The organism is Caballeronia sp. LZ016 (assembly GCF_031450805.1).
In the GTDB taxonomy this organism is placed as follows: domain Bacteria; phylum Pseudomonadota; class Gammaproteobacteria; order Burkholderiales; family Burkholderiaceae; genus Caballeronia.
In genome coordinates this window covers 859,415-885,678 of the sequence record NZ_JARTVY010000002.1, presented here as the reverse complement: position 1 = coordinate 885,678, position 26,264 = coordinate 859,415, and the positions used below count along the sequence as shown (strand labels likewise).

Here is a 26,264-nt window from a genome sequence, read left to right as displayed (position 1 = left end):
AGCGGTCACGGGCCGGTGCGCGCAAAAGCTTCTGACAGCGAAGCATTTCGATGCCGCCGGCCGGAGCTTCACGCCCAGCTCTCGACCGATCAGCCGATCGGCCGATCAGCCGATCAGCTTCAGCCCTGCGGGCAGCGTCTCGCCGAACACGCGGCCTTCGTCGGCGCGATCGAGCGCGACGGTCTCGCGCACCATCGCGATCCACGACTGCGCCGCGCCCATCGTCGTGAGCCGTTCGATGACGGCGGCGCGCACTTCGTCGGACACGTCGCGGGAGCGGTCGCCCGTCATGCGCGCGATCTGCACGGCCGCGAACGCCGCCGGTTCGACCTTCTTCCAGTCGAGCGCGAGTATGGCCGCAAGCCACGCCTCGGCGATGTCCGGCGGCACGACGCCGTGCGCGCTGCCGTAGAACGGCTGCCGCGCGCCGATGCGTCCGACCGCCCACCAGCTTTGCAGGTTCTCGGAAGGCTTCTTGAGGCGCGTGAGCAGCCATTCGCCGGCTTCGACCTTGCGCTCGACCGGCACGCGCTCGAGCGATGCCGCAAGCCGCACCATGTCCTCGTAACCCGCGCGAGCCGCGCCCGCCGCGCGCCGGTAGCGGCTCGCGCCGGGCGGTTGCAGAACGAAGGCCATGTCGTCGAGCAGGCGCAGTTGAGCGGCTTCGTCGAGGCCGCCCGCCGCGCGACGCCAGAGCGTCCACCATTCGGACCAGATCTGATTTTCGTTGACGTACTGGATGCCCTGATCGAAGAGCGTCCACAACTGCTCGACGCGCCACTCGTCGAGCGGGTGCCCGAAGCCGGGCCGCATGCAGTAGCCAGCGAGATTGAGCCACAGGCGCTCGTGATCGGCGGTGCGCCGGCGCTTCTTCGCGCGGTCCCACAGCGCGCCGAATAGCTCGCGCAACAGCGCGATGTCCCACGTATCGCGCGGGCCCAGCGCCTGCTCGAGTTGCGCACGCAGCCGCTTCACTTCGTTCGGGCCGACATCCTGCGCGCGCGTGCCGAAGGTGCGATCGATCAGTTCGATGGCCTTCGGCAGCGCCGGATGCGTCTGCGCCGGCGTCTGCGATGCGGCGGCATCGGCGTCGGGTTCCTCGCGGCGTAGCTGGAATTCGAGGAGCCAGCGTTTCGCGGGATCGTCGATGGCGATGCAGTGCATCTCCAGCGTGCCCACTTCCGTCAACGACGTCGTGAGGTGCACCGGCGTTTCGCGCGGTCCCGAGCCGCTCGGCCCGCCACGGGTCTCGCCGCGCGCATCGACGACAGTGGCGATCGGCGGCAGGCGCACGAAGTCGCCCGCCGATGCGCTGACGTCCGCGATGTCGCCCGCCTTGTATGCGGTATCCGCCACCGACGAAACGAGGTGAAAGCGCACCGGCGCGCCGAGCCGGAGCGCGAAGGTGCGGTCCGCGAGATGGATCGGCTGGCCTTCCTCGGTGCCGCGCGGCAGCACGCAGACGCCGCGCGTGGCGTCGCCTTCCTCGTCGAGCAGCAGAAAATAGCTGCGCGCCGATCCCCCGCCGATCTTCGGCGCGTTCCCCGCGCGCGCGAGCGCATAGGCAACCGCGCCACGCGCGACGGCCACGTCGGGATGGTCGTTGGCGAGCACGTGGACGGGCGCGCCGCGCCACTTGCCGAGCGTATCGGCGATGCGGCGGGCGAGCGGGGCAGCGCGAAAGACGCCGCCGTTGAGAAGCAGCGTGTCGGGGACGGGGAGGTAGGCGGCGGGTTGAGCGGTGTCGCGAGCGCCGGTGGCTTTGCTTGCATTTCCCGCGACTTCCGCGTTCGCCGCCTTCTCGGGATTTTTCCCGTTCCCTGGGACGTTCGCGTTTGTCGCATGCGTCACGTTCGTCGCAATGGCCGCGTTGCCCGCGGTCCGGGTATGCGTCGTATTCGCAGCGTTCCCCGCAACGTTCAGGTTCGTCGCGTTGCCGGCGTTTGTCGCATTCCTCGCGGTCCCCGCAACGTTCGGGTTCGCTGCGTTCCCCGCAACGTTCGCATTCCCCGCATTCGCCGCATTCGCAGCAGCATCCCCATCCCTGTCCTGCGATGCTTGCGGTTCGCTCGTTCGCGCCGCTTCCGCGCGCGCATCGCCGCTCAGTGCTTCGCGCGCCTGCGTCGCGTGCTGCGCGAGAAACGCGGCGACGTGGCGCGTGATGGCGGGATCGCTCGCATAAGGCAGCCCGAATTCGACGATACCGCCGCGCGCCCGCCCCGGCCGCTCGCCGCCCGACACGAGCGGGAAAAAGCCCTCGACGATGATCCGCTCGATCTCCTCGCGCGTCACTTCCGCCGAACGCGCGCCGCCGATCAGCTTCGATCCCGCGCCAAGCAGCGTGATCGACACGGACGCCGGCGCGTGTTCCCCCAGCAATTGCTCTTTGGCCGCGCGACAGCGTTCGACCAGTTGCGACAGTCGCCCCGCCGACAGTCGCCCGTCATCGCCCGCAAGCCGCTTCTCGACGAGATGCGCGAGCGCGAGGTCCATGTTGTCGCCGCCCAGCATCAGATGGTTGCCGACCCCGATGCGCGTGAGAACCGGCTCGCCGCCCGCTATGTTGTTGGGTTCGACCTGGATGAGCGTGAGGTCCGTCGTGCCGCCGCCGACATCGCAGATCAGCACGAGCCGCGTCGCCGCCAGTTCTTCGCCCAGCGTCTCGCGATGGTGAAACAGCCAGTCATAGAACGCGGCCTGCGGCTCTTCCAGCAGGCGCAGCGTCTCGAGCCCCGCCATCTTCGCCGCTTCGAGCGTGAGGGCGCGCGCGCCTTCATCGAAAGAGGCGGGCACCGTCAGCACGACGTCCTGCGCGTCGAGCGGCGCTTCGGGAAAGCGCTCGTTCCATGCCGCGTGCACGTGCGCGAGATAGCTCGCGCTCGCGATCACCGGCGAGATTTTTTCGATGTCGTCGCCCGCGCCCCACGGAAGAATGGGCGCGAGACGATCGACCGCCGCGTGCGACAGCCAGCTCTTGGCGCTCGACACGAGCCGCCCCGGCACCTGCGCGCCGAGCGTCCGCGCGAATCTGCCGATGACGGCGGGCGCTTCCATCTCGCCCCACGGCAATTGCAGGTCTTCGGACCTAAGTTCGCCGGGCGCGAAGTGATAACGCAGCGACGGCAGCAGCGGTTGCGCCGCGACCTCGCCGGCAGCGACGAGCTGATCGATCTCGAAGATGCGGATATCGCCCGAGCCGGCCCGCGCATAAGCGACAACCGTATTGCTCGTGCCGAGATCGATGCCGACGCGATACCGCGCCTGCGCCGGCTTCTGCTTGCGCGCGGCGGACACTTACAGGCCCATGCCCTGATCCGTGCCGACGCCGCCGCGCACGTCGAACTCGACTTTCCACCGTTCGGGCGAATTGCGCGGCAGGGCTTCAAGTTCGAGCGTGCCGGCTTCGGTCACGCGGGCATGCAGCCTGACCGGCACGACTTCACCGGGCGTGCGGCCTTCAGTGGGCAGCGACGCTTCGATTTCTTCGAGCTCCTGCAGTTCGTCCGGTTGCCAGTAATCGAGCAGCGTGCCGACGGTGTCCTGCCGCCGCACCGACGATCCGAAGAAGCGAAAGCGCACCGGCTCGCCGACGACCAGCCCGAATTCCTGCGCGGGCAGCGCGGCTTCGGTGCCTTCTTCCATGCCGAACGGCGCGACGCACAGCGCCTGCACGGGCGGTTCGAGACCGGGAACCGCCGGCATCGCCGATTCGACCGCGACGTAATACGCCCGCGCGGTGCCGCCGCGAATACGCACGCCCTTGCCGCGCCGCACATAGCCGTAGTACGCGGCGCCGCGTGCGACCGCGAGATCGAGGTCCGCGCCTTCGAGCAGACGCGCGGCCGGCGCGTTCTCGGCAGCGAGCCACGCGTTGAGCGTCGACATCACGCGCTCGACCAGCAGAGGCGACTTGAACACGCCTCCGTTGAACAGCACGGCGGTCGGGTGCAGCAGCGTCGCGCCGGCCGGAGCCTGATGCTGCAGGCCTTCGACTTCGGCCAGCGCGTTCACCTGACGGCCGAGGAACGCAGCGAGATGACGCGTGACGGCGGCGTCCTGCGCGTAGGGCAGGCCGAGCTGCGTCAGGCCGACGCGCGCGCGGCTGACCGGACGCGCGGCGGCATCGACCTGAGGGAAGAAGCCTTCGAGCAGAATCTGCGTGAGTTCGGCGCGCGTGAGCTCGGTGCGCAGCGATCCGCCGATCAGCTTCGAGCCGCGGCTCGGCACGACGAGCGGCACGGAGTCGGCGTTCGGATCGGAGAGCAGCGTTTCCTTCGCCGAACGGCACGCGTAGGTGAGCGCGCGAAGTTGCCACGGATCGGGCTGCGTGCCTTGCGCCGCGAGCTTGCGCGCGACGACATGCGCGAGCGCGAGGTCCATGTTGTCGCCGCCGAGCAGGATGTGCTCGCCGACCGCCACGCGATGCAGTTCGAGATTGCCCTCGCGCTCGACCACTGCGATGAGCGACAGGTCGGTGGTGCCGCCGCCGACGTCGACGACGAGGATCACGTCGCCCACTCTGACCTGCTTGCGCCAGCCGCCGGCGGACTTCTGGATCCAGCTATACAGCGCGGCTTGCGGCTCCTCGAGCAGCGTCATGCGGCCGTAGCCGGCGGTCGCGGCCGCTTCGGCGGTGAGCTCGCGGGCGGCGGGATCGAACGAGGCGGGGATCGTCACCGTGACGTCCTGCTGATCGAACGGCGCATCCGGATGCGCGTGATTCCACGCTTCGCGCAGGTGCGTCAGGTAGCGCACCGAAGTTTCGAGCGGCGACACGCGCTCGACTTCCTCGGGCGCATCGGCGGGGAGAATCGCCGCGCGACGATCCACGCCGGGGTGACAGAGCCAGCTTTTCGCGCTCGAAACGAGGCGGATGGGCGTGCCCGCGCCACGGCTGCGCGCCAGTTCACCGACGATATACGGCCGCTCCTGCGTCCACGGCAGCGTGAGGTCGCCGGGCGCAAGCTCGTTTGCGTGCGGAAGATAGAGAAACGACGGCAGCAGCTCGCGGTCTTCGGCGGCCCCGGGCGCGGTCAGCTGCGCGATCGACAGCACGCCTTGCGCGGTTTTTTCGCCGTCGCTCGCGGACATGTCGACATACGACAGCGCGCAATGCGTCGTGCCGAGATCGACGCCGATCGAAAAGCGCGCCGGGCCTTGCTCGTTGTATTCGCTCATAGCTCCACCTCGGCGGGCGCGACGATGCTCGCGTCGTGCGACTGCGCGAGCTTCGGCAGCCGCGTTTCCTCGACCTTCCAGCCGCGATGGCTGATGCTCCCGTTGAACGGCGGCTTGCCGACGACGTTGCCGGTGAGACGCACGGCGCTTGCGTCGAAGCCGTCGGGCAGGGTGATGCGGCTGCCTTCGGCTTCGCTGCGCACCGGCCTGATCGTGAAATGCTCGCGCAGCACCGCGCGGCAGCCATCGTGGACGAGGCGCGCAGCCGCGCCGATGTCCGCGTCGCCGTAATTGGCGATGTCCTCTTCGACGAAATCGATGAAGCGCGCGTCGCGTTGCAGAAGCCCCAGCAACTGGAGCGCCGCCACCGGGCTCGCTTCCGTCAGCGGCGACGGCGCGGGCGTGGCGACCGGAGCCGCCGCGGGCGTCGGGGCGTGCGTTTCCGGCGCTTCGGGCGCTTCGGGCGCATGTTGCGCTTCCCGCAGGCGCTGGACGCGCCCTGCGAAATTGCTGTTGCCGAGGATGCCGAAGAAGGCGCCGAAGGCAATGGACAGCCGGCCGAAGAAGGACGGATTCATGTCGGTCATGTGTGAAGCTCCTGTGTTCTTGTCGACCGTTCCGAAGGACGACCTTATCCTCGGGACGGCGCCGGTGGGCGTGTTCGGTGGCGCATCGGCCGCAGCGGGCTGCGTTCGACGATCGCCGTGGATGCCGATTCGGATGCGCTCTCGCCTCGCGAAATGGCCGTGGCGGGCGCACCGCATCCCGATATTGTCCATGATGCCGGTGCATCGCGAGGGAAAAGCGCTGGCGCGGCGCATCCGGCCGGCGGCCGGGCGCCCGCTGGCCGATGCTGCCCGGCCTTCGGGCGGGGCATCATTCTCGCGATTCGCGCGGGCAAGTCAAGGCGCGGCGAGGCGTTGCGTGAGCGGGCGCAACGGCCGCCCGCTCGGGTGCCCGCTCAGGCGCCCGCTCGCGCCGGGCCGCCACATCGCCTCATCAAGCCTTATACCCGATCTGCCGCAGCAGGTCCTTCCGCCACCGCACGTCCTCTTCGCTTTCGATGCCGAGCGGCGGCATTCCATCGACCACGCCGATGATCCCGCGCCCCTCATCCGTCTCCGCGACGAGCACCTGCGTCGGATTCGCCGTCGCGCAGAACACGCGGCAGACCTCGGGCACCGTCTTCACCGCGTTGAGCACGTTGACGGGAAAGAAGCCATCGCCCAACACGATGATGAAGCTGTGTCCCGCACCGATATTCAGCGCGTTGCGCGTGGCCAGTTCGACGAGCCCCTCGTCCGTCCCCGATGCGCGCACGAGCCGCTTGCCCGACGCCTCGCAGAACGCGAGGCCGAAGCGGATGCCCGGCACCGCGCCGACGAGCGTCTCGTGCAGGTCCTCGACGGTCTTGATGAAATGCGACTGGCCGAGAATGAAGTTGGCGTTCTCCGGCTTGTCGATGCCGATGGCGAGCAATTGCATGGCGCACCTCCGTTGCGAGAATCCCTGCATGGCAACGCTAATGGTAGGCGGTCGGCGCGCTATGCGTGCATGTCGAACCCGGAGAGATACGCCTTCGCCGCGCTTCCGTCCCAGACGCGGCCATCGCAGAACGTCGACTTTCGAGTCGCGGCGGGAAGCGCAACGCCTGCCTCCTGCGCCGCCTGTGCATAGAGCGCGGTCTGGTTGACGGCTGCGGCCACGGCGGTGTCGTCGCCATCGCCTGCGAGCATGCCCCATCGCCGATACTGAGTGATGAACCAGAGCCCGTCCGATGCGCGCGGATAGTTCACCGCGCCGCCGTCGAAAAAACGCAGCGGCGCAACGCCTTCGATGGCGCCGAGCCGGGATGCGATCAGCTCGCGCGGGACGCCGAGCAGGTCGGACGCCGCGAGCGCATCCGCGATTTCCGGCCGATGCTCGCGCGCATCGAGCCATTCGCACGCGTCCAGCATGGTGCGGACCAGCGCGCGCGCCGTGTTGGGATAAAGCGCGACGAAATCCCGCCGGCACGCAAGCACTTTCTCCGGGTGATCGGGCCAGATTTCGCCCGTGTACACGACCGTGCGCCCCGCGCCGCGCGCCTCGGCCACCGCATGCCACGGGTCGCCGGCGCAGAAGCCGTCGAGCGTGCCTTCGACGAGCGCATCCGCCATGCGCGGCGGCGGTATCACGACGCTCCGAACGTCGACGAGCGGATGCACGCGTTGCGTTGCGAGCCAGTAGTAGAGCCACATCGCGTGCGTGCCGGTCGGGAAGGTTTGCGCGAGCACCGGCGTGCGTCCCAGCGACGCGAGCGCGTCCTTCACGCTCGCGCCGCGCTGAATGGCGTCGGCGAGCGGATTCGACAGCGTGATCGCCTGGCCGTTGCGGTTGAGCACCATCAGAACGGCCATGTCCGCCTGCGGCCCGCCGATGCCGAGTTGCACGCCGTAGACGAGCCCGTAAAGCGCATGGGCGGCGTCGAGTTCGCCGGACAGCAACTTGTCGCGCACCGCCGCCCACGACGGCTGCCGGCACAGCTCGATGCGGATGCCGTGCCGCCGCCCCATGTCGCGCAATGCGGCGGCCGCGAGCGGCGCGGCGTCGCTCAGGGCGACGAAGCCGAGCCGCAGATGCGATCGCTCGGGCGTGAGGTTGTCGGAAGCGTTCATTCGATGATGTCGGTATATGGCTACCGCAGAAGGTCGGCAAGCGAGAGAAGCCGGCGCGCGATCTCGGCGACCTTGACGCCCTGATCCATCGCGCGTTTTCGAAGCGTCGCGTAGGCGTCGTTCTCCGACAGGCCGCGCCGCTCCATCAGAAGCCGCTTCGCCCGGTCGATGACCTTGCGTTCCGCGAGTTCGTTCTCGACCTGCTCAAGACGCTGGCGCAATTGCGCTTCATGCGCGAAGCGGGCGAGCGCGACCTCGATGATCGGCGCGAGCCGCTCGGGCGCGAGACCTTCGACGGAATACGCGGTTACGCCCGCTCCGACTGCGGCGCGGATGAATTGCTGATCCGCGTCGTTGCTGAACATCAGCACCGGGCGCGGCGCGGCCTTGTTCATCACCGCGAGCTGTTCGAGCGTGTCGCGGGAAGGCGAGTCGGTATCGATGATGACGACGTCCGGCTTCTGACTCTCCACCGCCGCATGCAACTGAGCGGGCGCGGCGGCTTCCGCGAGCATCTCATAGCCGAGACGTGCGAGTTGATCGCGCAGATCGCCGATGGGTTTGTCGGTGTCGGTGACGAGAAGGACGCGAAGCATGTGAGGCGTTTGACGGTGTATCGGTTCGTTGGACTTTAGCGCGATGCACCTTCGCCGCCTATCTGGCCCAATGGCATAGGCCGAATCGCATGGATCACGCCGCGTGCGCGATGCCGTGCCCGATGCGCTCGCGGTGAGCCGCGAATTCGACGGCCTCGCCGATCGCTCCGCCCACGAAGATCACAGCGGGACTGCCGAGGCCGGCGGCGGCTGCATCGTCGGCGAGACGGCCGAGCGTCGTCACGAGCCGCCTTTCCTGCGACGATCCCGCGTGCTGCACGACCGCTGCGGGCGTCGTCGCGGGCAGCCCGTCGAGCAGGGACCGCGCGATGCCCGTGATGCGGCTCATGCCCATGTAGATGGCGAGCGTCATGCCGGTCGCCGCGAGCGCGCGCCAGTCCGGTTCGCCGTGGTCCTGCATGTGAGCGGTGACGAAGGTCACGCCCTGGCAATGGTCGCGATGCGTGAGCGAGATGCCCAGGCCCGCCGCCGCTGCAAATCCCGCCGAAACGCCGTTCACGATCTCTACCGCGATCCCCGCGCCGCGCAACGCCGCGATCTCTTCGCCCGCGCGCCCGAACAGCAGGGCGTCGCCGCCTTTGGCACGCACGACGTGCAGCCCCTTGCGCGCATAACGAAGCATGAGGCGCTGAATGAACGCTTGCGGCGTGGACTTGCAGCCGCCGCGCTTGCCCACGCGAATCACACGGGCTTGCGGTGCGAGCGTCACGATGTCCGCATTGGCGAGATCGTCGACGAGCAGGATATCGGCATCGGCGAGCGTTCTTGCCGCGCGGATCGTCAGCAGGTCGAGATCGCCGGGGCCTGCGCTGAGGAGAGTGACTTTTCCGGAGGTCATCGTCGTGTCCTGTTTGCTTGTATCGGGGGCACGTATCGACGCGGCGAACGCACGAGGCGTCCGCTCGTGTCGGGCACGAGGGACGCCATTGTCCTGGATTCCATGTCCTTGCGTTGCATTTGCCTTGCCGCCAGCGCCGTTGCAGGTGGCAATTCATCAATGCAATAAGCGGGCCATTCGGACGCGGTATGGCTTTGCCGCATCGCGAGCCGCGCGTGAAGCATACGTTGCGTGCAGTTCGAGGAGGCTAACCGAATCGTACAAATTCAGGCGACGCGATGGCGCGCCGCACGTCCGCAGTGCTGCGCCGCACCACGCTTGTGCCGGCCCGCATCACAACGCTGCGTGAAGGCGATGCCCGCGCTCAGTGCGCGCATCCCGCAAAGCCACGCTGCTCAAGCCTCTCCGGGCGATTCGACTCGCATGGCATACCCCTTGCCTTTAGTCCTGCCATCGGATCAACGGCGATCCGTCCTGAACACAGCGCCCCGGCTTCATCGAGCCAGACGGGCATCGGACAACGGCGTCCCCCGCATCTGGCTCGAACGGCCCGGTGCGCGGGACGCCTTTCTTTTTGTGACCAAGAGAATGGATAAAGCCACCCGGATCGATCTCTTCAGCATGCGCAGTGCGCCGATGCGCGCCTTCCATCTCACGTGGATGGCGTTCTTCGTGTGCTTCTTCGCCTGGTTTGCGTGCGCGCCGTTGATGCCGCTCATCAAGCGCGAATATGGCCTCTCCGCCGATCAGATCGCGAACATCAACATCGCCGCAGTGGCCGTGACCATTCTCGTGCGTCTCGTCGTCGGCCCGATGTGCGACCGCTTCGGCCCGCGCAAGGTCTATAGCGCGTTACTGCTCGCCGGCGCATTTCCGGTGATCGGCGCGGCGTTGTCCACCGGATACGAGAGCTTCCTGTGGTGCCGCCTCGCGATCGGCGCGATCGGCGCGAGCTTCGTCATCACGCAGTACCACACGTCGGTGATGTTCGCGCCCAACGTCGTCGGCACCGCGAACGCGACGACCGCCGGCTGGGGCAACGCGGGCGCGGGCGCGGCGCAGGCCATCGTGCCGCTGCTGGTCGCGGCGGCCATCGTGCTCGGGGCGGGCGAAGCATCGGCATGGCGCATCGCGCTGATCGTGCCGGGTATCGCGATGCCGGTCATGGCGTTGCTCTACTGGCGCTATACGCAGGATTGTCCGCAAGGCGATTTCGCGGAACTGCGCCGCGCGGGCATCGCCATCGACGGCGGCAAGAAAGGCGGCTGGGACAGCTTCGTGACCGCGTGCGCGAACTATCGCGTGTGGATGCTTTTCGTGACCTATGGCGCATGCTTCGGCGTCGAAGTCTTCATTCACAACATCGCGGCTGTCTATTACGTCGATCACTTCGGTCTCACGCTCGCGCAGGCAGGCATGGCGGCGGGCAGCTTCGGCCTGCTCGCACTCTTTGCCCGCGCGCTCGGCGGCTGGCTTTCCGACAAGGCCGCCGCGAAGCGCGGCCTCGATATCCGCGCGACGCTGCTCTTCGCGCTCATCGCGGGCGAAGGCATCGGCCTCTATGCGTTCGCACATGCAGGCAGCGCGACGCTCGCCGTCATCGCGATGCTCGCCTTCGGTCTTTTCACGCACATGGCCTGCGGTGCGACGTATGCGCTCGTGCCGTTCATCGACCGCAAGGCGCTCGGCGGCGTGGCCGGCGTGATCGGCGCGGGCGGCAACGTCGGTGCGGTCGCGGCGGGCTTCCTGATGAAAGGCGTCGGCGATGTGCAGCAGACGCTCTCGCTGCTCGGCGTGCTCGTCGCCGGCTCTGCGTTGTGCGCGCTTGCCGTGCGCTTCTCTCCGGAACATAAAGCGCGCGAAGCCGCGCTGCGCGAAAGCGCACTCGCAGTCAACAACAGCGTCGCCCACTGAGGAAGGTCCAGTCATGAAAATCGTCGTCATCGGCCACGGCATGGTCGGCCACAAGTTCCTCGAATGTCTCGCTGAAAGCGGCAACGATGCGGCGCGCGTCACCGTCGTCTGCGAAGAGCCGCGTGCCGCATACGATCGCGTGCATCTGTCGGAATTCTTCGCGGGCAAGTCGGCGGGCGATCTTTCGCTCGTCGAGGAAGGCTTCTTCGAGCGCACCGGTTATGCGCTGAAGCTGAATGCGAAGGCGGTATCGATCGACCGCGCGGCGCGCACGGTCACGGTATCGACGGGCGAAACGCTTGCCTACGACAAGCTCGTCATCGCGACCGGATCGTATCCGTTCGTGCCGCCCGTCGAAGGGCGGGATCGGGACGGATGCTTCGTATACCGAACGATAGATGATCTGGAAGCGATGCAGGCGTTCGGCGCACGCGCGACAACGGGCGCCGTAGTCGGCGGCGGCTTGCTCGGGCTGGAAGCCGCGAAGGCGCTGCGCGACATGGGCCTTGTCACGCATGTCGTCGAATTCGCCCCGCGCCTGATGGCCGTGCAGGTCGATGAAGGCGGCGGGCGCGTCTTGCGCAGCAAGATCGAGGAGCTGGGCGTGACGGTGCATACGAACCGCAACACGCTCGCTATCGTCGATGGCGAGAACGCCGTCAATCGCATGAATTTTGCGGACGGCGGGCATCTCGACACGGACATGATCGTGTTCTCGGCGGGCATTCGTCCGCGCGACGATATCGCGCGCGAAGCGGGGCTCGATATCGGTCCGCGCGGCGGCATCGTCATCGACGATGCATGCCGCACGAGCGATGCCGACATCTACGCCATCGGCGAATGTGCGTTGTGGCAGGGGCAGTTGTTCGGACTGGTCGCGCCGGGCTACGACATGGCGCGCATCGTCGCGAAGCACTTGATGGGCGTCGACGCCGCCTTCGCCGGTGCGGACATGAGCACGAAGCTCAAGCTGATGGGCGTGGACGTCGCGAGCCTCGGCGATGCGCACGGCAAGACGCCGGGCAGCCGCTCGTACCAGTTTAGCGACGAGCGCAAGCAGGTGTACAAGAAGCTCGTCGTCTCCGATTGCGGCAAGTATCTGCTGGGCGGCGTGATGGTCGGGGATGCAGCCGAATACGGCACGCTGCTGCAGATGATGCTGAACAGGATCGAGCTGCCCGAAGCGCCAGAATTCCTGATTCTTCCGCAAAGCGACGGCAAGGCGAGACCGGCGCTCGGCGTCGAAGCGTTGCCCGATGCCGCGCAAATCTGCTCGTGCAATAACGTGAGCAAGGCCGAAATCTGCGCGGCCGTGTGCGCGGGCGCGACGAGCATCGGCGCGATGAAGAGCGCATGCAAGGCGGGGGCTTCGTGCGGCGGCTGCGTGCCGCTCGTCACGCAGGTGATGAAATCGGAGATGGCGCGTCAGGGTCTCGCCGTGAACAACCATCTCTGCGAACACTTTCCGTATTCGCGGCAGGAGCTGTATCACATCGCACGCGTGGAAGGGCATCGCACGTTCGCATCGTTGCTGGCCAAGCATGGCAAGGGACTCGGCTGCGATATCTGCAAGCCGGCCGTCGCCAACATTCTCGCTTCGTGCTGGAACGAATTCGTGCTGAAGAAGGAGCACGCAAGCCTGCAGGATTCGAACGACTACTACCTCGCCAACATTCAGCGCGACGGCACGTACTCTGTCGTGCCGCGTATGCCGGGCGGCGAAGTCACGCCGGACGGACTCATCGCGGTAGGGCAGATTGCGAAGAAGTACGGCCTTTATACGAAGATCACGGGCGGTCAGCGTGTCGACATGTTCGGCGCGCGCGTCGAGCAGTTGCCGCTCATCTGGGAAGAACTGATCGAAGCGGGTTTCGAATCAGGACATGCCTACGGCAAGGCGCTGCGCACGGTGAAGTCGTGCGTCGGCTCGACATGGTGCCGCTATGGCGTCGGCGATTCCGTCGGCCTCGCGGTCGAACTGGAGAACCGCTACAAGGGCCTGCGCACGCCGCACAAGATCAAGTTCGGCGTGTCGGGCTGCACGCGCGAATGCGCCGAAGCGCAGGGCAAGGACATCGGCATCATCGCGACGGAAAAGGGCTGGAACCTCTATGTCTGCGGCAACGGCGGCATGAAGCCGCGTCATGCCGAACTGCTCGCATCGGATCTCGATCAGGCCACGCTCGTGCGTTATATCGACCGCTTCCTGATGTTCTATGTGCGCACGGCGGATCGCCTGCAACGCACGAGCGTATGGCGCGACAACCTCGAAGGCGGGCTCGATTATCTCGTCGATGTCGTCGTGAACGACAAGCTCGATATCGCCGCCGAACTCGAAGCCGAGATGCGGCATGTGGTCGACAGCTACGAGGACGAATGGAAGAAGGCCGTCACCGATCCCGATACGCGCAAGCGCTTCCGTCACTTCGTCAATAGCGACGAGCGCGACGGTAATGTGCGCTTCGTCGAAGAGCGCGGCCAGATTCGTCCGGCGACGCCGGAAGAGCGCACGTCGAAGCAGATCGATATTCCCGTTGTCGTCGAAACCGTCTGAACGAGAGGACCTCATCATGAACGACCGCATCGAACAGGACTGGACGCCCATTTGCGCACTGGACGATATCGTGCCCGACACGGGCGTCTGCGCACTCGTCAACGGCGCACAAGTGGCCGTGTTTCACGTCGCGGGCAATTCGTCCGTCTATGCCATCGACAACTTCGATCCGCATTCGCAAGCGGCCGTGCTGTCGCGCGGCATCGTCGGCAGCATGGGCGAGCGCATCGTCGTGGCGTCGCCGATCTACAAGCAGCACTTCGACCTGCGCACGGGCGAATGCGTCGAAGCGCCCGAACGCTCGGTGAACGCGTATCGCACGCGCGTGGCGGGCGGCAAGGTCTGGATCGCGGCATGAAGACCGAATACGCGGTTGCGGCTGCGGCGGGCGTGATGGCGCGCCAGCGGCTCGTGGTGATCGGCAACGGCATGGCGGGAATGCGTACGGTCGAAGAGCTGCTGAAGATCGCGCCCGAGCTTTACGACATCACGGTGTTCGGCGCGGAGCCGCATGGCAACTACAACCGCATTCTGCTTTCGCCGGTGCTCGCAGGCGAGAAGCAGATGGACGACATCATCATCAATACGCGCGACTGGTATGCGGCGAACGGCATCACGCTGCATGCGGGCGATGCGGTTGTCGACATCGATCGCGGGCGGCGCATCGTCCGTTCGGCGAAGGGCGTCGAGGCGCGATACGATCGTCTGCTGATCGCGACGGGCTCGAAGCCGTTCATCATTCCGGTGCCCGGCTGCGATCTTCCCGGCGTGATCGCGTTTCGCGATATACAGGATGTCGAAGCAATGCTGGAGGCCGCGCGCGATCATCGTCATGCAGTGATCATCGGCGGCGGCCTGCTCGGGCTGGAAGCGGCGAACGGCCTTCAGCGCCAGGGCATGTCGGTCACGGTCGTGCACGCAGGCGACAGCCTGATGGACCGTCAGCTGGATGCGAGCGCAGCGGCGTTGCTCAAGCGTTCGCTCGAAGAAAAGGGCCTGCGTTTCGCGATGGCCGCGCAGACGACGGAGATCGTAGGCGACGATCGCGTGCGCGCCGTGCGCTTCGCAGATGGCGCCGAGATCGATGCCGACCTCGTCGTGATGACAGCGGGCGTGCGTCCCAACATCGCGCTTGCAAAGGCGGCGGGCCTGCATTGCGATCGCGCGATCGTCGTCGACGATACGCTGCAGACCTTCGATCCACGCGTGTATGCGGTCGGCGAATGCGTGCAGCATCGGTCTGCCACGTTCGGCCTCGTTGCGCCGATCTGGGATCAGGCGCGCGTGGCCGGCGCGCATCTCGCGGGCGCAGGGCATCGGCGCTATGTGCAGCGCGCCACCGCGACGAAGCTCAAGGTGACCGGCGTGGACCTTTATTCAGCGGGCGATTTCATCGGCGGCGGCGACAGCGAAGACCTCGTGCTGCGCGATCCGCGCCGCGGTGTCTACAAGCGCGTCGTGCTGCAGGCGGGGCGCGTGATCGGCGCGGTGCTCTACGGCGACGTGAAAGACGGTGCGTGGTACTTCGATCTGATACAGAACCGCACGGATGTATCGCATCTGCGCGGGCGTTTGTTGTTCGGCAAGACGCTTTGCGAAGCGGGCGCATAGACAGCATGGATATGAAAGCGAGCATTCCCATCATCCCGAACGCGCCGGCCGTCGTGCATACGACGTGCCCTTACTGCGGTGTCGGCTGCGGCGTGAAGGCGACGCCGCACAGCGCCCTCGATGTCGCCATCGCCGGTGACGAAGGGCATCCCTCGAATTTCGGGCGGCTGTGCGTGAAGGGCTCGGCGCTCGGCGAAACCGTCGGGCTCGACGGGCGCTTGCTGAATCCGAAGCTGCGCGATCCGGCGACAGGCGCGCTTTCCGACGTCTCCTGGGAACATGCGATCGGCACGGTAGCGAACGGCTTTGCGCGCGTCATCGGCGAGCACGGCGCGGATGCCGTCGCGCTTTACGTGTCGGGGCAATTGCTCACCGAGGACTATTACGTCGCCAACAAGCTGATGAAGGGTTACATCGGCAGCGCGAACATCGATACAAATTCGCGGTTGTGCATGTCGTCGTCGGTGGCGGGACACAAGCGCGCATTCGGCGAAGACCTCGTGCCGATGAATTATGAAGACCTCGAACTGGCGGATCTTATCGTGCTCGTCGGATCGAATACCGCGTGGTGTCATCCGATCCTGTTTCAGCGCATCGTCAAGGTGAAGGAGACGCGGCCGGAGGTGAAGATCGTCGTCATCGATCCTCGCCATACCGCGACGTGCGAGATGGCCGATCTCCATCTGCCGCTGAAGGCCGGCAGCGACGTGCGACTCTTTAACGGGCTCCTCGCGTTTCTCGCGGAACACGGCGCGACCGACTCCGCTTTTATCGATGCACATACGAACGGCTATGATGCCGCTCTCGCAGCGGCAATGCCCGCCGATATCACGCCTATCGCCAAAGACTGCAAGCTCGATGCGAATGACCTGGCGACGTTTTACCGCTTGTTTGCGGGCACGGAACGCGTCGTGACGGTGTACTCGCAGGGGGTGAATCAGTCGAGCGCGGGCACCGACAAGGTCAACAGCATCATCAACTGTCATCTTGCGACGGGACGTATCGGCAAGCCCGGCATGGGGCCGTTCTCGTTCACCGGCCAACCGAACGCGATGGGCGGCCGCGAAGTCGGCGGCCTCGCGAACACGCTTGCGGCGCATCTCGAACTGGACGATGCGCTGCATCGCGAGATCGTGCAGACCTTCTGGAACTCGCCGCGCATCGCGCAACGTGCGGGCTTGAAGGCCGTCGATCTCTTCGATGCGATCGAAGCGGGCCGCGTGAAAGCGGTCTGGATCATGGGCACCAATCCGGTCGTGAGCCTGCCCGATGGCGATCGCGTGAAGCGTGCGCTCGAAAAGTGCGAACTCGTGGTGAGCTCGGACATCGTCGAGAAAACGGATACGAATGCGTTCGCGCATGTGCTGTTGCCCGCGCTCGGCTGGGGCGAGAAGGACGGCACCGTGACCAACTCGGAGCGGCGCATCTCGCGTCAGCGTGCGTTTCTTGCCAAGCCGGGACAAGCGCGCGCGGACTGGCGCATCATCTGCGATGTGGCGCGCCGCCTGGGTTTCGATGGCTTCGATTTCGAAGGCCCGCATGAAGTGTTCGATGAACACGCGCGTCTATCTGCATACCGAAACGATTCGACGGACGGCGTGTATCGCGTGTTCCATATCGGCGGGCTGAGTACGCTCGATCGCGCCGGATACGATGCGCTGGAGCCGGTGCAATGGCCGCTGCGCACGACGAACGAAGCAGGCGGCGCACGGCTTTTCGAAACGCGACGCTTCAGCCACGCGGATGGCCGCGCGCGCCTGATCGCGACCCCGCCGCGCGCGCCCGTCAACGCACCGGATGCCGACTATCCACTCGTACTCAACACGGGGCGCGTGCGGGACCAGTGGCATACGATGACGCGCACGGGCCGTTCGGAGAAGCTTGCCGGACACATCGGCGAATCGTTCATCGATATGCATCCGCAAGACGCGCTTGCATGCGGCGTGCGAGAAGGCGAGCTTGCGCGCATCACGAGCCGCTGGGGCTCGATGATCGCGCGGGTGCAGCATGGCGGAGGCATGGCGCGCGGCAGCGTGTTCGTGCCGATTCACTGGAATGACCAGGTGGCGTCGGATGCGCGAGTCGGGGCAGTGGTGAATCCCGTCGTCGATGCTGTCTCGGGCGAGCCTGAATTCAAGCACACGCCCGTTGCCGTCGAGAAGTTCCACGTCATGTGGCATGGCTTCTCGTTTTCGCGCGGCGTCCCTGCGCTCGATGCCGTCACGCACTGGACGCGCGTGCACGGTGCGCGCTTTGTGCGCTACGAGCTTGCGGGCCGCAATCGTTTCGATGCGGCGCATGGGGATCATCGCGAATGGGCGCGTGCGTTCTTTCATATCGACGATCCGCATGCCGACTGGATCGAATACGAGGACAAGAGCGCGGGCGTGTATCGCGCGGCGCATGTGGTGAACGACCGTATCGAACATTGCATCTTCATCTCCGAGCGCCCGGACCTTCCGGCGCGCGCCTGGCTTGCGAGCCTGTTTTCCAGGGATCGCCTCGACGATGACGACCGCGCGAGCCTCTTGCTCGGTCAGCCGGCCGGCAAGGGCGAGGACACGGGGCCGACGGTGTGCTCGTGCTTTGGCGTGGGCCGCAACACCATCTGCAATGCGATACGCGACAAGAGCCTCAAGACCGCAGCGGAGATCACCGCATGCGTGAAAGCGGGCGGGAACTGCGGCTCGTGCGTGCCGGAGCTGAAGAAGCTGATCGTCGAAAGGGAAATGGCGCGGCTGAGTACTGTGTGAACGCGTCTTACCCGGCCGAGCGCACGCCGATCTTTTCGCCGCGCGCCTGCGCATGCTGCGGCACTGGATGCGTCGGCGCTGCGGGACGCTCCTCATTGCCCAAGCGTGCGATGGAGAACGCGAACGTGTTGACGCCGTTCGCGCTCGTCGCCGACACCGTGCCGCGATGCATCTCCGCCACCGCCTTGACGATGGCGAGCCCGAGGCCGTGATTCTCGCGGCTGTTCGTGCGCGAGCTTTCCGCGCGAAAGAAGCGGTCGAAGAGATGCTCCATGATATGCGGCGCAATGGGCTCACCGGGATTCGTCACGGCGATGCGTACGCATCCGTTCTCACGCGCGATAGACACGGCTATCGTCGCGCCCGGCGCGCAATGCTGGATCGCGTTCATCACGAGATTCGACAGCGCGCGGCCGAATAGCGAAGTGTTGACGAAGGCGCGGGCGTCGCCGCTCGACACCGCGCGCACTTGCGCATCTTCGAGCGGAATCTCGAGAAACTCTAGCGTGCGATGCACTTCCGCCGCAAGCGACACTTCGATGAGGCCGGTCGCGCGCTCGCCCTGATCCGCACGCGCGAGGAACAGCATGTCGTTGATGATCGCGCGCACGCGCTCGAATTCCTCAAGGTTGGATTGCAGTGTATGGCGCAGCTCCTCGATGGACCGATCGCGCGTCAAAGCCACTTCCGTTTGCCCGATGAGGATGGTCACCGGCGTGCGCAATTCGTGCGCGACATCGGCGTTGAACGATTCGAGACGCCCATACGCATGATCGAGCCGTTCGAGCGCACCGTTGAAGGACTTCGCGAGGTCTTCGAGTTCGAACGGAAGCGAACGCGTATCCAGGCGTTGCGACCGATTGTTGGGCCGCACATTCTGCGCATCGCGCGTGAGCCGCGTCAGCGGCGCGAGCCCGAGCCGCGCAACCGAGTAACTCAACAGCAGCACGGCAACGGTTGCAAGCGCGAGCAGCGCCGCGAGCGCAAGACCGAAAACGCGCATGGTGCGTACGTTCGGCGAGCAATCGACCGCGACGAACAATTGAAGCGGCGGGCGATCCGCGTAAGGCGGAATGGTGAGCGTGGTCATCAGCATGTCATAGGCGCGGCCTTCGGGCCTGAAGCGCGCGTAGCCGCCGAGCACTCGCTTGACGACACGGCCGGCGGGCGGCAACCCGTAGCTGAAGCGCGCATCGTTGCTCGTCACCGCGAAGAGCGTCGAGCCGTCGCGCGGGGTGATGTCGGCGAGCTTCTCCTTCGCCATCTTCCATTTGTCCGTGTTCGACGCATGAGAGACGATGAGCCGTGCGATTTCCGCGCGGTTATCGAGCGAATCGCGCAAGTGCTGCTCCAGTTGCATGCGAAGCACGAGGAACAGCCCCGAGCCGACGAGCGAAAACACGAACAGCGCGACGAGCGCGAACATCACCGCGAGCCGCCGCGCGATGGAACGCTGCACCTTCATGATGGCCTCGCGTCTTCCCTCGCATCGCGCATGTCGCGCGGCTCGCGCACTTCGAGTACGTAACCCATGCCGCGCACCGTATGCAGCAGTTTCGTGCGGAACGGGCCGTCGAGTTTTGCGCGCAGGCGTTTGATTGCGGTCTCGACGACATTCGTATGGCTTTCGAAATCGACTTCCCATACGAGTTCGGTGATGGCCGTCTTCGAAAGAATGTCGCCATGACGCCGCGCGAGCACGCTCAATAGCTGAAACTCCTTCGCGGTGAGATCGAGTCTCAGGCCATCGCGTGTGGCGCGACGGCCGATCAGGTCGACGTATAGATCGCCGACGGAGATCAGCGTGGATTCCTGCGCGCGCGTGCGGCGTGCCAGCGCGTGCAGCCGTTCGACGAGTTCGAGGAACGAGAAGGGCTTGGTGAGATAGTCGTCCGCTCCTTCGCGCAGGCCGCGCACGCGATCGTTGATGTGATCGCGCGCGGTCAGCATGATGACGGGCGTCGATTTCTGCAGGCGCAGCGCCTTGAGGACCGCGAAGCCATCGCGGCGCGGCAGCATCACGTCGAGCACGATCACGTCGTAATCGTATTCGATGGCCAGATGCGTGCCTTCTTCGCCGTCCATCGCGATATCGACGACCCAGCCTTGCTCGGTCAATCCCGAGCGCAGGTAGTCCACCACCTTGTGTTCGTCTTCCACTATCAGGACTTTCATGCTGGCCCCTGTGCCCGTTCAATGTGTGCTCGCTGCGACAGCGTCTTCGACACTATACGAGCGTTGCAGCTATGTTAGTGGCCAGGCGCCAACGACAATATGACGTGAAAATGGCGCTCTGGTCATTTTCTGGCGTTCGAACGAAAAAAGGTGAAGAGCGATCGCAAGCTGCGCGATCGCTTCATGCGGCGGCTTCAGTTCGCAAGCGAACCGTCCGTGGGGGCGGGGAGGTTACGCGGTGTGGCGGAGCGATAGACGCTCGCGCCAGTATAGATGCCTTCTCTGATATCGAGGAAGCTGCCGAGATAACGCTGGTCGTCGACGCCGGGGTAATAGCCCGCGCGTTCTGCGCGGACGAGGTCGTCGACGACTTGCTGACGCGTGAGGCCGCTGGTTTGCGCCGCCGCGGCGACGGGCGACAGCGCGATGACAGCGACGGCAATGCGCAGGACTGGCTTCATGGCGAACTCCTCATACGAAGGGATCGAGGGACGCGACTACAACGCGCGGCCACGTCATCGCGACGCGGCCCCGTTCATTGTAGGCACGCCCGCGCAGCGAAGTTCGCCCGCGACGGCGCGATTGCAACCAGCGGCGCGAAGGTGTTACTGCGGTGTCTGTCCCGGCGGCGTGGTGGACATCGAGCGGCCCGATGCGGACGTGCCATCCGGCGACGCACCGTACGCGTTGCCCGAGCGGATCTTTTCTTCCGCGGCCTGAATGTTGTTGGGATAGAACGCGTCTCGCTCGGACGGGTTGTAGCCGGCCTGCTCGAGTTGTTTCAGTTGCTCCCTGACCTGCGCGCGCGTGAGCCCTTCCTGGGCGGATGCGACGAGCGGCGAAGCGACGAGGGCGGCGACGGCAATGCGCGTGACTAGCTTCATGGCGGACTCCTCATGCGAGTGATGGGCGATCGCGGCATGCACGCCAGGATCACGTGCGAATTCTATTTGTCGGACCGTGACGACATGCTGGCGTGCGGATGGCGCGTCGGTCAGACGAAACGTCAGCCATGCCCTGAAAGCGCGCGAGCCCGGTGATAGACTCGCCTGCTCTTTACGCCATCCTTTCGCGCTCTTATCGCATGTTCAAATTGCCGACCACGGCGACCGCGCCGTTCTGCCCGTCCGAATTCAAAGGCTCCGTCATCGTTGCTCCCGGTGCGCCGCTCTGGAAGAAGCTGCTGCAATTCGCGGGGCCGGGCCTGCTGATTTCCATCGGCTATATGGACCCCGGCAACTGGGCGACGGATATCGAAGCCGGATCACGCTACGGCTTCAGCCTCTTGTTCGTCGTCGTTTTGTCGAGTCTTGCGGCGATGGTGCTGCAATGCCTTGCGATGCGGCTCGGCATCGTCACCGGGCGCGATCTCGCGCAACTTTCGCGCGAGCGTTATTCGAAGCCGGTGGCGAATGCGCAATGGATGCTCGCGGAGCTTTCGATCATCGCCTGCGATCTGGCCGAAGTGCTCGGCGGCGCGCTGGCGTTTCACTTGCTGTTCGGCTGCTCGCTGATGTGGGGCGTGGTCTTCACCGCGTTCGACACCATCATCGTGCTAGGCCTCAAAGGCAAGAACTTCCGCGATCTCGAAGCGATCATGCTCGGGCTGATCGCGACCATCGGCGTCGGGTACATCGTGGAGCTGGTGCTGGTGAAACCGCACTGGCCGGCGGTTGCGGCGGGACTCGTGCCGTCCATCGACGTGCTGTCGAGCCGCGAACCGCTCTATCTGGCGATCGGCATTCTCGGCGCGACCGTCATGCCGCATAACCTGTATCTGCATTCGTCGATCGTGCAGACGCGCGTCGTCGCTCGCGATGAAGCGAGCCTTGCTTCGGCTATCCGTCTTTCGCGGCTCGACACGATCGTGTCGCTCGTGCTTGCGCTGCTGATCAACGCGGCGATCCTGATTCTCGCGGCCTCCGCCTTTCACCCGACGGGGCATACGCAAGTCACCGAAATCGAGGATGCGTACAAGCTGCTTGCGCCCATCGTCGGCACCGGGCTCGCGGCCATTCTGTTCGCGGTGACGCTGTTCGCTTCGGGGCAAAGCTCGACCTTCACCGGCACCATCGCGGGACAGGTCATCATGGAAGGATTCTTGCGCCTCAAGATTCCGTGCTATCAGCGCCGCCTGATCACGCGGGCGCTCGCGCTGGTGCCGGCAGTGATCGGCGTGTACCTGATGGGCAACGGGGCGGTCGGCAAGCTCCTCGTGGCGAGCCAGGTCGTGCTGAGCCTGCAGTTGCCGTTCGCGCTTTACCCGTTGATTCGGATGACGAACGACCGCAAGCTGATGGGCAGATTCGCGAACGCCCCGCACATGAAGGCGCTCGCGTGGCTGCTGTTCGCCGTGATCAGCGCGGCGAACGTGTGGCTCGTCGTGCAGACGACGATGGACTGGTTCGCCTGATGCGCGCTTACTTGACGACGCCGACCTGCATCGTCGATTTCGCCGCGACGGCTGCGGGACTCGCGGATTCGCCGGGCAGCGCCTGATCGCTCGTGGTGCGCCCGCCATCGCGGAAGAAGGCGAGCTCGGCCGCCTTGTTCAGCACGAGAATGCTGATTCGGCGATTCGTCGGCTCGTCGACGACGTCCTTGTTGAGCGGCAGCGCATCGGCGAGGCCGCGCACTTGCAGCACCTTGGTTTCGTTCATGCCGCCCGCGACCAGCGCGCGGCGCGCCGCGTTCGCTCGCTCGCCCGACAGTTCCCAGTTCGAATAGCCTTTCTGGCTGCCGGAATACGGCACGGCATCCGTATGGCCCGCGATCGACACGCGATTATCGACATCGTTGAGCGATGCGCCGATGTTCGAGAGAATCGTCGTCACATAGGTTTCGAGCTTCGAGCTGCCCGATGCGAACATCGGCCGCTTCAGCGAATCCACGATCTCGATGCGCAAGCCTTCGCTCGTGATCGCAATGCGAATCTGGTCCTTGAACGCACGCAACGCGGGCGTGTTCTCGATGAGCGCCGTGAGCTTCTGCTTGAGTTGCTGCAGACGCTGCATGTCCTCTGCTGCAACCGAGGCGCGCGCCACCGAAGGCGGCACCGGTTGTGTCTGGCTCTTGCTGGCTTCGCCGGGACGCGAGCTCGACAAGTCCTTGCCACCGCCGTTGATGATGCTCGTATGCGCCGATGCGCCGCCTTCGTTGCCGAAGAGCGCGGACAGCGGCGTGTTGAAGTAGTCTTCGATGCCCGCCTTGTCGTACTTCGACGTGGAGCCGAGCAGCCACATCAGCAGGAAGAACGCCATCATCGCGGTGACGAAGTCGGCATAAGCGATCTTCCATGCACCGCCATGATGCCCGCCGTGGCCGCCGCCCTTCTTCTTGCGGCGCACGACGACAGTGGGGGCGAGCACCGATTGCAACGGGTCGCGTGAGGGTCTATCAGCCATGAGCGTGACTCCTTCTGATCAGGGCTTCGTCAGGCCGACTTCGGCATCTTGGTCGCGCGCACGGCGTCGTCCAGTTCCTGGAAGCTCGGACGGTCCGCGGTGAACAGCACCTTGCGGCCGAACTCCACCGCCACGGTCGGCGCATAACCGTTCATCGATGCGAGCAATACCGACTTCACGCACTGGAACGGCTTGGCTTCGGCCGCGCCCTTCGCGTTGAGCAGGTCCGCGAGCGGGCCGATGAAGCCATACGCGAGCAGAATGCCGAGGAACGTGCCGACGAGCGCGCCCGCGATCATCTCGCCGAGCACGGCGGGCGCGGCGCCGACCGAGCCCATCGTATGCACGACGCCCATCACCGCGGCGACGATGCCGAATGCCGGCAGGCCATCGGCCATCTTCTGAATCGCGTTGGCGGCGATCGAGCTTTCCGCGTGATGCGTCTCCAGTTCTTCGTCCATCAGGTCCTGCAGTTCGAGCGCGTTCACATTGCCGGCCGACATCATGCGCAGGTAATCGACGATGAAGTCGAGCAGGTGATGATCCGCCATCACGTGTTCGTACTTTTGAAAGAGCGGGCTGGATTCGGGCGCGTCGACATCGGCTTCCAGCGCCATCATTCCTTCCTTGCGCGCCTTCTGCAGCAGCTCGTAGAGCAGCGCGATCAGCGAGAGGTATTTCTCTTTAGTATAGCCGCCGCCCTTGAACACCTTCGGCAGCGCCTGAAGCGTTTTCTTGAGCGTCGCGGTCGGGTTCGACACGACGAAAGCGCCGATCGCCGCGCCGAAAATACACAGCAACTCGAAGGGCTGAACGAGCGCGGCCAGGTGACCGCCGACGCCAATGAAGCTCCCGATCACCGAGCCGATGACGAGGACCCATCCGATAACGACAAACATGATTTCTCCGCAAATGTCCGGGCTTTGCGAGCCGTGCGCGCTCGTTCAACGAAACACGCACGGCTCGCAAAGCATTGTCTGCATGATGCTGGGCTTTTTAACGGCGCAGTACACCGGGACATTTAGGGTGACCCGTGGAAACATTTCGAAAGCATGTTCCGGGCGGTAAATGTTACGCAGCCATGACGCCGCAGGTAATGGAAGCGCCGGCGCGCTTCCTCTACCATCGACGCATGAACCCGACCCTGACTGCTCACACGCTGCGCGCCCCGCCCGCGACCGTCGGCGCTTTGCTGCGCGAATGGCGGCAGCGAAGGCGCATGAGCCAGCTCGATCTCGCGGGCATTGCCGATATCTCGACACGGCACCTGAGCTTCGTCGAATCCGGACGCTCGATGCCGAGCCGCGACATGCTGATGCGCCTCGCCGAACAACTCGACGTGCCGCTGCGCGAGCGCAACACGCTCTTCGTGGCGGCGGGTTATGCGCCGATGTATCGCGAACGCGCGCTCGCCGATCCGCAACTCGACGCGGCGCGCCGCGCGGTCGATCTCGTGCTGAAGGGCCACGAGCCGTATCCGGCGCTCGCCATCGACCGTCACTGGACGATGGTCGCGGCCAACGCCGCGCTCGCGCCGCTGGTCGCATCGGCGGACGCGTCGCTGCTTCCGCCGCCGTCGAACGTGCTGCGGCTGTCGCTGCATCCGCGCGGGCTGGCGGGCGTCATCGACAACTGGCATGCCTGGCGCGCGCATGTGCTCGCCCGCGTGAGGCGTCAGATCGACGTATCGGGCGATACGACGCTCGCCGCGCTGCTCGCCGAACTGGAGGCGTATCCCGCCCCGCCGCACGCGCTCGCCGAAGCGCACACCGATTTCGACGCGGTCGTCGTGCCGCTCCGATTACGCACGGCACACGGCGTGCTTTCTTTCTTCAGCACGACGACCGTCTTCGGCACACCCGTGGACATCACGCTGTCGGAACTGGCGATCGAAGCGTTCTTCCCGGCCGACGACGCGACGGCCGCCACGCTGCGCGAACTCGCCGACGCACGGCGCTGACGCTTGCGGAGCGGAACCTGCCGCCGTCGACGAGATCAATAATGAAGCAGTCGTGCACGACGCAGTCCAACCAACGCGGAAAAGGCAGCCATGATTCAAACATTCGAACACGTAGTCGGCGGCGAGCGCATGCAATTCTGCGCGAGCATCGCAGAAGGCGGCGGGCCGCAACGCGTCATCATCAGCCGCGCGGATTCGGCGGAATCGCTCGTGATCGTGGAGGCCGACGGCATCATCGGCGCGATCCGGGCGGAAGTGGAAGCGCCCGATACGTTCGTCGCGGACGCGGTGCGCAAGGCGCAGAACGAAGCGCTGATCGAGCGCGCGCTCGAAACAGGCGAAGTGCAGACGACGAGCCTCTGAGGCCCGTCTTCTTTCGACGATGCCCGCGCAGTTCGACGGCTGCGCGGGCATCGTGCTTACATGCGCGGCTCGCCGTTGTGGGGATCGGCGGGCACGAGCGGCGTCGCCGAGTCGGGGCCGTCGGGCATGTCGGGGTCTTCGGGATTCGGCGGTGCGTCGGGATCGAGCAGTTTGTCAGGGTCCGGCTCGATGGTTTCGTCCGGCGAGTGAGGCGTGGTCGACATGATGGCGTGTTCTCCG

22 protein-coding genes are annotated in these 26,264 nt (G+C 65.7%); 8 read left to right on the top strand and 14 right to left on the bottom strand.

Annotation, left to right across the window (positions count from 1 at the left end):
* Positions 1-105: 105 nt before the first annotated feature.
* The 7 genes from P9220_RS17580 to cobA all read right to left on the bottom strand — a co-directional run bounded on the left by P9220_RS17580 (position 106) and on the right by cobA (position 9,290).
* A complete protein-coding gene (locus tag P9220_RS17580; protein ID WP_309766307.1) occupies positions 106-3,294 on the bottom strand; it encodes an Hsp70 family protein in 3,189 nt (1,062 codons plus the stop codon).
* Positions 3,295-5,178 (bottom strand): Hsp70 family protein, encoded by a 1,884-nt coding sequence (locus tag P9220_RS17575; protein ID WP_309766305.1) that lies wholly within the window; start codon positions 5,176-5,178, stop codon positions 3,295-3,297. It lies immediately after the preceding gene.
* The gene (locus tag P9220_RS17570; protein WP_309766303.1) at positions 5,175-5,765 is read right to left on the bottom strand and encodes a DUF2760 domain-containing protein; all 591 of its coding nucleotides are present in this window, start codon (positions 5,763-5,765) and stop codon (positions 5,175-5,177) included. Before P9220_RS17570 ends, P9220_RS17575 begins: the two co-directional genes overlap by 4 nt.
* Positions 5,766-6,177: 412 nt before the next feature.
* Positions 6,178-6,663 (bottom strand): adenosine-specific kinase, encoded by a 486-nt coding sequence (locus P9220_RS17565; protein ID WP_309766302.1) that lies wholly within the window; start codon positions 6,661-6,663, stop codon positions 6,178-6,180.
* Positions 6,664-6,722: 59 nt separating this feature from the next.
* Positions 6,723-7,835, bottom strand: coding sequence for a CmpA/NrtA family ABC transporter substrate-binding protein (locus P9220_RS17560; RefSeq protein WP_309766301.1), 1,113 nt, complete (start codon positions 7,833-7,835; stop codon positions 6,723-6,725).
* Positions 7,836-7,855: 20 nt separating this feature from the next.
* Positions 7,856-8,431, bottom strand: a complete 576-nt coding sequence (locus P9220_RS17555) for an ANTAR domain-containing protein (RefSeq protein ID WP_309766299.1) — start codon at positions 8,429-8,431, stop codon at positions 7,856-7,858.
* A 94-nt stretch (positions 8,432-8,525) separates the two neighbouring features.
* Positions 8,526-9,290 carry a uroporphyrinogen-III C-methyltransferase gene (cobA, locus tag P9220_RS17550; RefSeq protein ID WP_309766297.1) on the bottom strand — a complete coding sequence of 255 codons (765 nt, stop codon included), beginning with the start codon at positions 9,288-9,290 and terminating at the stop codon, positions 8,526-8,528.
* Between the two features lie 588 nt (positions 9,291-9,878).
* Here cobA and P9220_RS17545 point away from each other — a divergent pair.
* From P9220_RS17545 to P9220_RS17525, 5 genes are read left to right on the top strand one after another with little or no spacing between them, the layout of a single operon-like run.
* A complete protein-coding gene (locus P9220_RS17545; RefSeq protein WP_309766295.1) occupies positions 9,879-11,204 on the top strand; it encodes an MFS transporter in 1,326 nt (441 codons plus the stop codon).
* A 13-nt stretch (positions 11,205-11,217) separates the two neighbouring features.
* Positions 11,218-13,758, top strand: coding sequence for a nitrite reductase large subunit NirB (gene nirB, locus P9220_RS17540; protein ID WP_309766294.1), 2,541 nt, complete (start codon positions 11,218-11,220; stop codon positions 13,756-13,758).
* A gap of 16 nt (positions 13,759-13,774) precedes the next feature.
* Entirely contained in the window at positions 13,775-14,116 is a 342-nt protein-coding gene (gene nirD / locus P9220_RS17535) for a nitrite reductase small subunit NirD (RefSeq protein ID WP_309766293.1), read from the top strand.
* On the top strand, positions 14,113-15,369 hold the full coding sequence (locus P9220_RS17530; RefSeq protein WP_309766291.1) for an FAD-dependent oxidoreductase: 1,257 nt from the start codon (positions 14,113-14,115) through the stop codon (positions 15,367-15,369). The genes nirD and P9220_RS17530 overlap by 4 nt, the downstream gene beginning before the upstream one ends.
* An 11-nt stretch (positions 15,370-15,380) precedes the next feature.
* Entirely contained in the window at positions 15,381-18,122 is a 2,742-nt protein-coding gene (locus tag P9220_RS17525) for a molybdopterin-dependent oxidoreductase (protein ID WP_404989556.1), read from the top strand.
* A 7-nt stretch (positions 18,123-18,129) separates the two neighbouring features.
* On the opposite strand, the gene P9220_RS17520 is transcribed toward P9220_RS17525, so the two are convergent.
* From P9220_RS17520 to P9220_RS17505, 4 genes are all read right to left on the bottom strand, one after another.
* Positions 18,130-19,581: a heavy metal sensor histidine kinase gene (locus P9220_RS17520; RefSeq protein ID WP_309766816.1), complete on the bottom strand. Its 1,452-nt coding sequence runs from the start codon at positions 19,579-19,581 to the stop codon at positions 18,130-18,132.
* A 2-nt stretch (positions 19,582-19,583) separates the two neighbouring features.
* Positions 19,584-20,297, bottom strand: coding sequence for a heavy metal response regulator transcription factor (locus tag P9220_RS17515; protein ID WP_309766288.1), 714 nt, complete (start codon positions 20,295-20,297; stop codon positions 19,584-19,586).
* 194 nt (positions 20,298-20,491) lie between these two features.
* Positions 20,492-20,758 (bottom strand): DUF4148 domain-containing protein, encoded by a 267-nt coding sequence (locus tag P9220_RS17510; RefSeq protein WP_309766286.1) that lies wholly within the window; start codon positions 20,756-20,758, stop codon positions 20,492-20,494.
* Positions 20,759-20,902: 144 nt separating this feature from the next.
* Positions 20,903-21,181 (bottom strand): DUF4148 domain-containing protein, encoded by a 279-nt coding sequence (locus P9220_RS17505; RefSeq protein WP_309766284.1) that lies wholly within the window; start codon positions 21,179-21,181, stop codon positions 20,903-20,905.
* 200 nt (positions 21,182-21,381) lie between these two features.
* Between P9220_RS17505 and P9220_RS17500 the strand changes: the two genes are divergently transcribed.
* Positions 21,382-22,710, top strand: a complete 1,329-nt coding sequence (locus P9220_RS17500) for an Nramp family divalent metal transporter (RefSeq protein ID WP_309766283.1) — start codon at positions 21,382-21,384, stop codon at positions 22,708-22,710.
* 7 nt (positions 22,711-22,717) lie between these two features.
* On the opposite strand, the gene motB is transcribed toward P9220_RS17500, so the two are convergent.
* Positions 22,718-23,701, bottom strand: coding sequence for a flagellar motor protein MotB (gene motB / locus P9220_RS17495; protein WP_309766282.1), 984 nt, complete (start codon positions 23,699-23,701; stop codon positions 22,718-22,720).
* Between the two features lie 29 nt (positions 23,702-23,730).
* Complete coding sequence (gene motA, locus P9220_RS17490) at positions 23,731-24,600, bottom strand: flagellar motor stator protein MotA (protein WP_309766281.1); 870 nt, start codon at positions 24,598-24,600, stop codon at positions 23,731-23,733.
* Between the two features lie 233 nt (positions 24,601-24,833).
* On the opposite strand from motA, the gene P9220_RS17485 reads away from it, so the two are divergent.
* Positions 24,834-25,661, top strand: a complete 828-nt coding sequence (locus P9220_RS17485) for a helix-turn-helix transcriptional regulator (protein WP_309766814.1) — start codon at positions 24,834-24,836, stop codon at positions 25,659-25,661.
* Positions 25,662-25,751: 90 nt separating this feature from the next.
* The gene (locus tag P9220_RS17480) at positions 25,752-26,024 is read left to right on the top strand and encodes a hypothetical protein (protein ID WP_309766279.1); all 273 of its coding nucleotides are present in this window, start codon (positions 25,752-25,754) and stop codon (positions 26,022-26,024) included.
* Positions 26,025-26,080: 56 nt separating this feature from the next.
* Here P9220_RS17480 and P9220_RS17475 read toward each other — a convergent pair whose 3' ends face one another.
* Entirely contained in the window at positions 26,081-26,248 is a 168-nt protein-coding gene (locus P9220_RS17475; RefSeq protein ID WP_309766277.1) for a hypothetical protein, read from the bottom strand.
* Positions 26,249-26,264: the final 16 nt, after the last annotated feature.